At 46.6% G+C, this 6,920-nt stretch carries 9 protein-coding genes; 6 read left to right on the forward strand and 3 right to left on the reverse strand.

Annotated features, from left to right (window positions below; translation table 11 throughout):
• The first annotated feature begins 114 nt into the window (after window positions 1-114).
• The 5 genes from C0068_RS12985 to C0068_RS19825 all read left to right on the forward strand — a co-directional run bounded on the left by C0068_RS12985 (window position 115) and on the right by C0068_RS19825 (window position 3,274).
• Window positions 115-828, forward strand: coding sequence for an RNA polymerase sigma factor (locus C0068_RS12985; protein WP_103684904.1), 714 nt, complete (start codon window positions 115-117; stop codon window positions 826-828).
• A gap of 109 nt (window positions 829-937) precedes the next feature.
• On the forward strand, window positions 938-1,240 hold the full coding sequence (locus tag C0068_RS12990) for a c-type cytochrome (RefSeq protein WP_103684905.1): 303 nt from the start codon (window positions 938-940) through the stop codon (window positions 1,238-1,240).
• Between the two features lie 528 nt (window positions 1,241-1,768).
• Entirely contained in the window at window positions 1,769-2,458 is a 690-nt protein-coding gene (locus C0068_RS12995) for a hypothetical protein (protein ID WP_103684906.1), read from the forward strand.
• A gap of 62 nt (window positions 2,459-2,520) precedes the next feature.
• Window positions 2,521-2,859: a hypothetical protein gene (locus C0068_RS13000; protein WP_103684907.1), complete on the forward strand. Its 339-nt coding sequence runs from the start codon at window positions 2,521-2,523 to the stop codon at window positions 2,857-2,859.
• Between the two features lie 4 nt (window positions 2,860-2,863).
• Window positions 2,864-3,274: a DUF2231 domain-containing protein gene (locus C0068_RS19825; RefSeq protein WP_103684908.1), complete on the forward strand. Its 411-nt coding sequence runs from the start codon at window positions 2,864-2,866 to the stop codon at window positions 3,272-3,274.
• Between the two features lie 261 nt (window positions 3,275-3,535).
• On the opposite strand, the gene C0068_RS13010 is transcribed toward C0068_RS19825, so the two are convergent.
• The 3 genes from C0068_RS13010 to C0068_RS13020 all read right to left on the reverse strand — a co-directional run bounded on the left by C0068_RS13010 (window position 3,536) and on the right by C0068_RS13020 (window position 5,756).
• A complete protein-coding gene (locus C0068_RS13010; protein ID WP_103684909.1) occupies window positions 3,536-4,045 on the reverse strand; it encodes a hypothetical protein in 510 nt (169 codons plus the stop codon).
• Window positions 4,029-4,595, reverse strand: a complete 567-nt coding sequence (locus tag C0068_RS13015; RefSeq protein ID WP_146047898.1) for a hypothetical protein — start codon at window positions 4,593-4,595, stop codon at window positions 4,029-4,031. Before C0068_RS13015 ends, C0068_RS13010 begins: the two co-directional genes overlap by 17 nt.
• A gap of 93 nt (window positions 4,596-4,688) precedes the next feature.
• Window positions 4,689-5,756 (reverse strand): hypothetical protein, encoded by a 1,068-nt coding sequence (locus C0068_RS13020; protein ID WP_103684911.1) that lies wholly within the window; start codon window positions 5,754-5,756, stop codon window positions 4,689-4,691.
• Window positions 5,757-5,817: 61 nt separating this feature from the next.
• Between C0068_RS13020 and C0068_RS13025 the strand changes: the two genes are divergently transcribed.
• Window positions 5,818-6,920 (forward strand): IS3 family transposase gene (locus C0068_RS13025; RefSeq protein WP_434061417.1). Its coding sequence is split into 2 segments (ribosomal slippage), with 1,104 coding nucleotides annotated over them: window positions 5,818-6,070 and window positions 6,070-6,920; the frame shifts between segments, so codons are not numbered across the junction. This gene is flagged as partial in the annotation.

Consider the following 6,920-nt stretch of genomic DNA (forward strand, 5'->3'; position numbering starts at 1 on the left):
CCACGCGCCGCTGCCACCATCGAGCAAAAGACATGCTAAAGCTAAGCAGAAGCAGGAACGTTTTCCGCCAAAGTGGCATCAGATAGCTACATACCTCAAATCTGGAAAGATCATATGCCCACATTGCCAGCTGGTGCTCAAAAGGCACACACCGACTTGAGTGATATTTCACTGGCTCAGCGCATCGCCGCAGCCGACACCGTAGCATTGGAGCTGCTGATGCGTAGGCACAATCAATTGCTGTATCGAGTCGCACGCAGCATCCTCAAAAACGAAGAAGAAGCTGAGGAAACGGTCCAGGATACCTACCTGCAAGTCTTCCACACTATAGAAAAATATCGCGGTGATGCCAAACTCTCAACATGGTTAACTCGCATTACAATTAACAAAGCGTTAGCGCGCGCCCGTAAACACAAGCGTCGCGCGGAAATTGCCCCCACCTATGGCGGCGAAATGCTCGCCACTGAAGCGCAAGAGGATTCTCAAATGCAACACAATGCCGCTTCCTCCCCTGAGACTGAGGCTCAGAGCGCTGACATTCGCCGCCTGATCGAACGCAATATCGACAAACTCCCTGAAGCATTTCGCTCGGTGTTTGTACTTCGCGCACTGGAAGAAATGACAGTCGAAGAAACCGCTACTTGTCTTAGCATTCCCGAAGCTACGGTGCGGAGTCGCTACTTCCGTGCCCGTGGCCAAATGCGCGAAGCACTAGCGCGAGAAATTGATAGCAACTACGAAGAAGCTTTCGGTTTCGCCGGTAATCGTTGTGACCGCATCGTCGCTGGGGTATTAGATCGACTCGCGGCTAAGATCGCTACCCCGTAGCCCCATTGATCCACCCATACCCGGAAACGTGAGTACAGTTGCGAGCATCAGATAGTATGAGTGCAGCCCATAGGCAGTAGGCGCAGGCGCTATCAAGGGGGTTTATCCTATGAACCGCTTTTTAATCTTTGCCGGATTATTAGCCTTCACACTATCCGCTCAGGCTGCCGACTTGAATACAGACAAGCAGAAAGCTACTAGCTGTGCTGCTTGCCACGGAGCGACAGGTATCAGCGACTATCCTGCTTGGCCGAACTTGGCCGAGCAGAAAGAGCAGTACCTACAAATCCAGTTGCGCGCATTCCGGGATGGCTCTCGTAGTAATCCTATAATGAATAGCATGATAAAACCGCTGACCGATACGGACGTTGAAAATCTCGCGGCGTATTTTGCCAACTTAATTCGTCATTAAGCTTCCTGCCAATAGCCGATCTTCAAATGACTACCACAACATGCTGCAGCACCAGTTATGCCACCTTCCACGCCGTAGGCAGGAATATAGGTATTCTCTAACCAGATCTAGACATCAAGCTATCCAGTCTTGCCTACCTACGCATTTATGACTGGTACCCCGATGGCGCCAACGCGCACGACAAACTCGAGCGGTTCCTATGCAACTGGATGAGCGGCTCGCGTCGCTACTAAAAAACAGACCAATCAGTATTTCCAGCGCGCATGGGCATTTCCCCGTCACGGTGGTTGGACGTGGCATGTGGCCGAGCAGTATGCGCTAAGCCCTCGCTCGTCAGGATTACTCACAGAAACTACAACTGCATTTTCTGGAGTAATTAGACCTTTTTTGTCGAGCAAATCCATCGCCGCCGTGAATCTTACCAGGCACTCTTTCCTACAAACTGGGAACGCCGCAGATAGACGTATCATCTAATAGTCAGAATAGTTAGATCTATGTTGTAACCACAATTTATCTGGGAGAAATTTCATGACAACTCAAATTCAAGCCACATATTCGCTCCACCCTCAACGCCCGTTTGCTGGCATATTTACCATGGTCTTTGCTGGATCATTAGTCATCGCGCTCTCAGGTTTTACTACAGACAGCACGAATGATGGATACCATCAATCCAATACGTCTCAACATTCGGCAGCAATCAACATGTTTGGCGGTGCATCCTACCAAGGAGCACCTGCCTTGACCGTAACTGCGGCATTAGTAGAAGCTGGCGGTGGTAGCGGCAAATTCAGCTTTGCGAAAGCATTGGTATCCATGCTTGGCGAGGATACCGTCAATGCAGAAGTTACAAAATTGACCAACCAGTATGGCGAAGCAGATCTTAAGACCTTTTTAGGCGGGATGGATTTAGCCATTACGCTCAGTCTAAAACACCTCACCCAAGCCGGTATCGCTTTGCCAGAAACTGCTCTACTTACAGGTGTCGAACTGGCAAAGACCTTAGTCGGCGCGGGTACCACACCGGATGGCACCTTCTGGAGCGGATATCTTTTCGATAAGGCCGTGTCGGACAAGATACACCAACAAGTGATGGTGGATATCAATGAGAGCGCGGGTTATGAAGCGGATCTGACGACTCATAAGATTCTTAACCAGGCTATGTACGACGTAGCTCAGGCCTTGGGGATGAAAGATGTGAAATTGGCCAGCCTGCACTGAAAATATGGCATTGAGGCTGCGCATGAGCAGCTGCCTATCACGATGAATAAAAGGAACTGAATATGTTGAGCTACGCTTTGATCGCATTTGGTGTTGCCGCCGTAGGCGGCTTAGTCCTCGCAGTAAGCGTGCTGCGCGATAAATTTGCCCCATGGGCACTGTCCCTCGTACATGCGCTACTGGGCGCCACCGGATTAGTGCTGTTGATTGTGATCGTGATACAAGGATCCGCGTCCCAGCAAATACTTATCGCGTTTGCCATGTTACTAGTCGCAGCTTTGGGCGGATTTTTCTTGGCATCTTTTCACCTGCGCCAGCAAATCCCACCAAAGGCAGTAGTTTTGGTTCATGCCGGTGTCGCAGTCGCCGGCTTTCTCATACTACTGAGCTTGGTACTATAAGCTCGTGCGGCATCCATTACACTCGGCGCTAATTCATTTCCCAATCGCTTGCTGGTCGCTAGCCGTAGCGACCGATTTTGCCAGTTTGTACTTTGGCGAACCCGCATGGCGCTGGTCTGCAGGTTTACTAGCCACAGGATGCGGAATTGCGGTGCCCACCATACTGACCGGTCTCCTGGAGCTGTCACGAGCTCCTGAGGGGGCGCCCATGCAAGATGCCTACTGGCACATGGCAGCCATGCTGCTAGCGCTCACCTTATTTACAACGCGATTACTACTTCGCGTGGATCATTTGCAGATTGTCGCACCTAACACTGCTTCACTGTGGATCGACGCGACGGGGTTCCTCTCGCTTACAGTGGGCGGCTGGTTGGGTGGGAGGCTAGTTTATGAGCACGGTGTCGGCACCCGTTGATACCGCAGCGTCGCAAACAAAGCCGGCATATCTTGATTTCTCATAGAGACGAACCCACTGCAATCTCTGCTGAATTTCTCTGCCCATAACACCCTATAATAATGAAAGGATGTCTATGAATCACAAAAATAATAACCTAATATTTTATAGCCTTACAAAACACAGTCGACGCACACTAGATCGACTGACGACTTACAGGCACTTCAACCCCTATCGCTCTCCGCCTTGACTTTATACGTCGATCTAATTAGTGACAATTCATCACAACCCCATTTTACGCTTAACGTCCAACGGCAATTGATCGAAAGCATAAGTAACTAAATCAGCAACTTTTTTATTTTCTAAATCAGACAGTCTCTTCTTCAATTCATTATTAATTAAAACAAGATCACCTTTACTACTTCTAATAGTACCCCGAGATCGAGAGGCACCTATCTTTGCAACCTTCTTGTCTTTTTCTTGCGCCAACTCTAGGTTAATTCCATCTAAATGATTCCTAAAATCAATGGAATATTTCGAGGTGTTCATCAAAGAACTTCTACTTATACCCAAATCTTTGGCAATTTCTGCCCCTCTTATCTGATAACTTCCACTATTCTGAAAGTCAGCAGCAAGATAATGACTTTTAATATACTGCATTTTTTTAATTTTTAATTCCTGAACGTACAACCATGCTCGATAACTAGCGTTTTCTTTCGAAACCCAAGACGGAAGCACAATATCCAAAAGCTTAGGTCCCGAAACTTCTTTTGAGCTAAAATACTTCAACATTATATTGAACCCTTTCAAAATTATTAATCAACTCGTCAATCTCGTTAAGAGCCTCATGCGCTGGATTTATAGCGCGCACATGCCTAGCAACTTTACTTACAATGTCGTACGAAGCCAGCTTAAATGATTTAGGCACATCTGGATTTCGTAGCGCTTCGACATGAGCTTGAATATGCAGCAAGTTCCAGTCTGAATTATCTTCTTGCATCAAATTATTTGCACACCCCAAACAGATATCTGGCGCTGCGTTATGCCTTTGAGGCTCCCCCCCAGTCGCGCATTTAGCCCGCTCTCTCGTTCGAGTTTTTAATAAACAGTACCCCCAAGGATTAGCATTAATATCCTCAATTTCATTTTTTACCAATTCTTTAGCGAATTCTTTTTGCTCGCCATAAGTCATTAGCTTCGTATTTCTCATCAAACGACGCAGCCAAATGCTTATCTGCCCAGAGTACCCTTGACCTGCTTTCATTATAAAATTATGAACTAATGCACTAACTGCCGTAAGTTTAGCGCTCTCATGAACTGTCCGATTATCTTTATTCCGCACGTATGCAAACCACATTCGTGGATTAATATGAAAAAAAACGCTACGTATCATCCACCCAACATCTCCATCAAAGCGCCTATACACTGCCTCAGCTCATATATGCCTTAATGCATGAGGGTTCGGATAGGATACGCCTGACAAAATATATGAATTGACTTTCTTCGCCACCGAGGGGACCACACATTCTTTATCACTTAGTCCTGAAATCCACTCTTTTGCATTGCCCGGCAACTTTTCATCCAGCAATTTCGTCCAATCCTCGCGAAGCTCTCCATCCCTGTATTTTTTTAGCCAATCCTTCTTTCGCCTATCATTCCTACCATATGAAGAAAATAGGACAGCAGTTAATTCAGATCTTGCACGCGCTCTAGCCTCAATAAGATTTGGATCAATTTGGTAATTATCCCACTCATCCGAAGATCTTAATCGGAGTAAGTTACTATAAATAGTACTATCTTCTTCCGATAAGCATTCTTTAGAATTTTCTATTTTAGCAGAAATAATTTTCCAATTATCAAGAGCATCAAGATCTTTAAATCCTCGATAATTTCGAACAAAGCTTTCCCATGGATCACATAACGCGCGTCGAATGCATTGACCAGAATCCATATATTTTTTCACACTTCCCTTTGTCTTAAAAAGACAAGGACTCTCACTAGCACTACCATGAATCTGGTTAATTCTATATAAGATAGAGTAGCTGTAAAATGAAATTTCTCTATCTACCTCACTATTACCGTGTGTTTTTGGAACAACCCAGTTAATCAGATATCTATTCGGGAAGGCATACCCGTCCAATTTATCCCTATTCTGAATTATATTAACTCGATTCAAAGAAAAACCATATTCACCTCGCCGCCAGCCAGTCATTGCGACAAAAGCCACCACTCCGGCCGAACTAACCTGTGAAACCAATTTTCGAGGGTATGAATTAGCCGATTCTTTGGTAGATCCTGGCCTCATCAAACCCATACCAAGATACTCCACCTCAGAAGGTACTACCGAGTATTCATCGAACGGAATCTGATTAATTACATATAATGAGCTTTCAAAATCCTGCCATTTAACTAAGGGCTGGCACTGGTTAAGCATCCTTTTAATAACGGATTCACTCTCTCGCTGATAGTAATGCCATATTATGATCTGCATGTGTAGTGGCATAGTGAATTTGGCCACCTGATTAGAGGTGATATGATCACCTCTATAACGATACAGGTGATCAATGAGCAACCGTACAAGACCGACTTTTAGCCCAGAATTTCGATTGGAAGCAGCCCAGCTAGTTGTTAATCAGGGGCGTTCTATTCGAGATGCTGCAGAAGCGATGGGGGTGGGTAAATCCACCATGGACAAATGGGTTCGTCAGCTTCGGGCCGAGCGCAACGGTATTTCACCGCAAGCGACGCCGATGACGCCCGATCAGCTAAGAATCCGTGAACTAGAGAAACGACTCCGGCGAGTTGAGGAAGAAAAAGAAATCTTAAAAAAGGCTACCGCTCTCTTGATGTCAGACTCCCTGAACAATTCTCGTTAATCGAGAAACTCAAAGAGAGCCACGCGGTGGCGTTAATTTGCGATGTGTTTGGGGTTAATCGCAGCAGCTATAAGTATTGGGTTAAGCGGCCAAACATGCCGAGCTTAAAGCGAATTAAGCTGCTCAGCGAGGTTCGGTCTGCGCACAAGGATAGCAATGGCTCGGCCGGTGCGAGAACGATTGCAACCATCGTAACCGACAGAGGTATTCAGCTCAGCCGGTATCGCGCGACGCGATTAATGAAAGAGCTGGAGCTAGTCAGCTGTCAATTACCGAGTCATCGCTACAAGAAAGCTAATCAGGAGCATATTGCCGTACCGAACAAGCTTGATCGAGAATTTGCAGTTAGTCAGCCGAATCAGGTTTGGTGCGGCGACGTAACGTATATTTGGTCGGGACAGCGCTGGGCTTATCTGGCAGTGGTGATAGATTTATATGCACGCAAGCCAATAGGCTGGGCGATGTCGTTATCACCCGATAGCGTGCTTACCGGCCAGGCATTGAGTATGGCTTTTGAAGCGAGGGGAAGACCCAAAGGAGTTATGTTTCACTCGGATCAAGGTAGCCATTATTCCAGCCGGAAATTTCGTCAACATTTGTGGCGCTATCAAATCGAGCAAAGCATGAGTCGTCGGGGTAACTGCTGGGATAATGCGCCGATGGAGCGATTCTTTCGGAGCTTAAAAACAGAGTGGGTTCCAGCGCTGGGTTATCGTAATTTTACCGATGCTCAGCAATCAATTACGGAATACCTTGTTGGTTATTACAGCCAAACAAGACCACATCAACAT

The sequence above is a fragment of the Zhongshania marina genome, assembly GCF_002915595.1.
GTDB lineage: Bacteria > Pseudomonadota > Gammaproteobacteria > Pseudomonadales > Spongiibacteraceae > Spongiibacter > Spongiibacter marinus_B.

Bases quoted from the DNA above. Each gene is read 5' to 3' on its own strand.
- C0068_RS12985 (WP_103684904.1), top strand. From the start codon at position 115: ATGCCCACATTGCCAGCTGGTGCTCAAAAGGCACACACCGACTTGAGT.
- C0068_RS13010 (WP_103684909.1), bottom strand. From the start codon at position 4,045: ATGTTGAAGTATTTTAGCTCAAAAGAAGTTTCGGGACCTAAGCTTTTG.
- C0068_RS13020 (WP_103684911.1), bottom strand. From the start codon at position 5,756: ATGCCACTACACATGCAGATCATAATATGGCATTACTATCAGCGAGAG.
- C0068_RS13000 (WP_103684907.1), top strand. From the start codon at position 2,521: ATGTTGAGCTACGCTTTGATCGCATTTGGTGTTGCCGCCGTAGGCGGC.
- C0068_RS12990 (WP_103684905.1), top strand. From the start codon at position 938: ATGAACCGCTTTTTAATCTTTGCCGGATTATTAGCCTTCACACTATCC.
- C0068_RS12995 (WP_103684906.1), top strand. From the start codon at position 1,769: ATGACAACTCAAATTCAAGCCACATATTCGCTCCACCCTCAACGCCCG.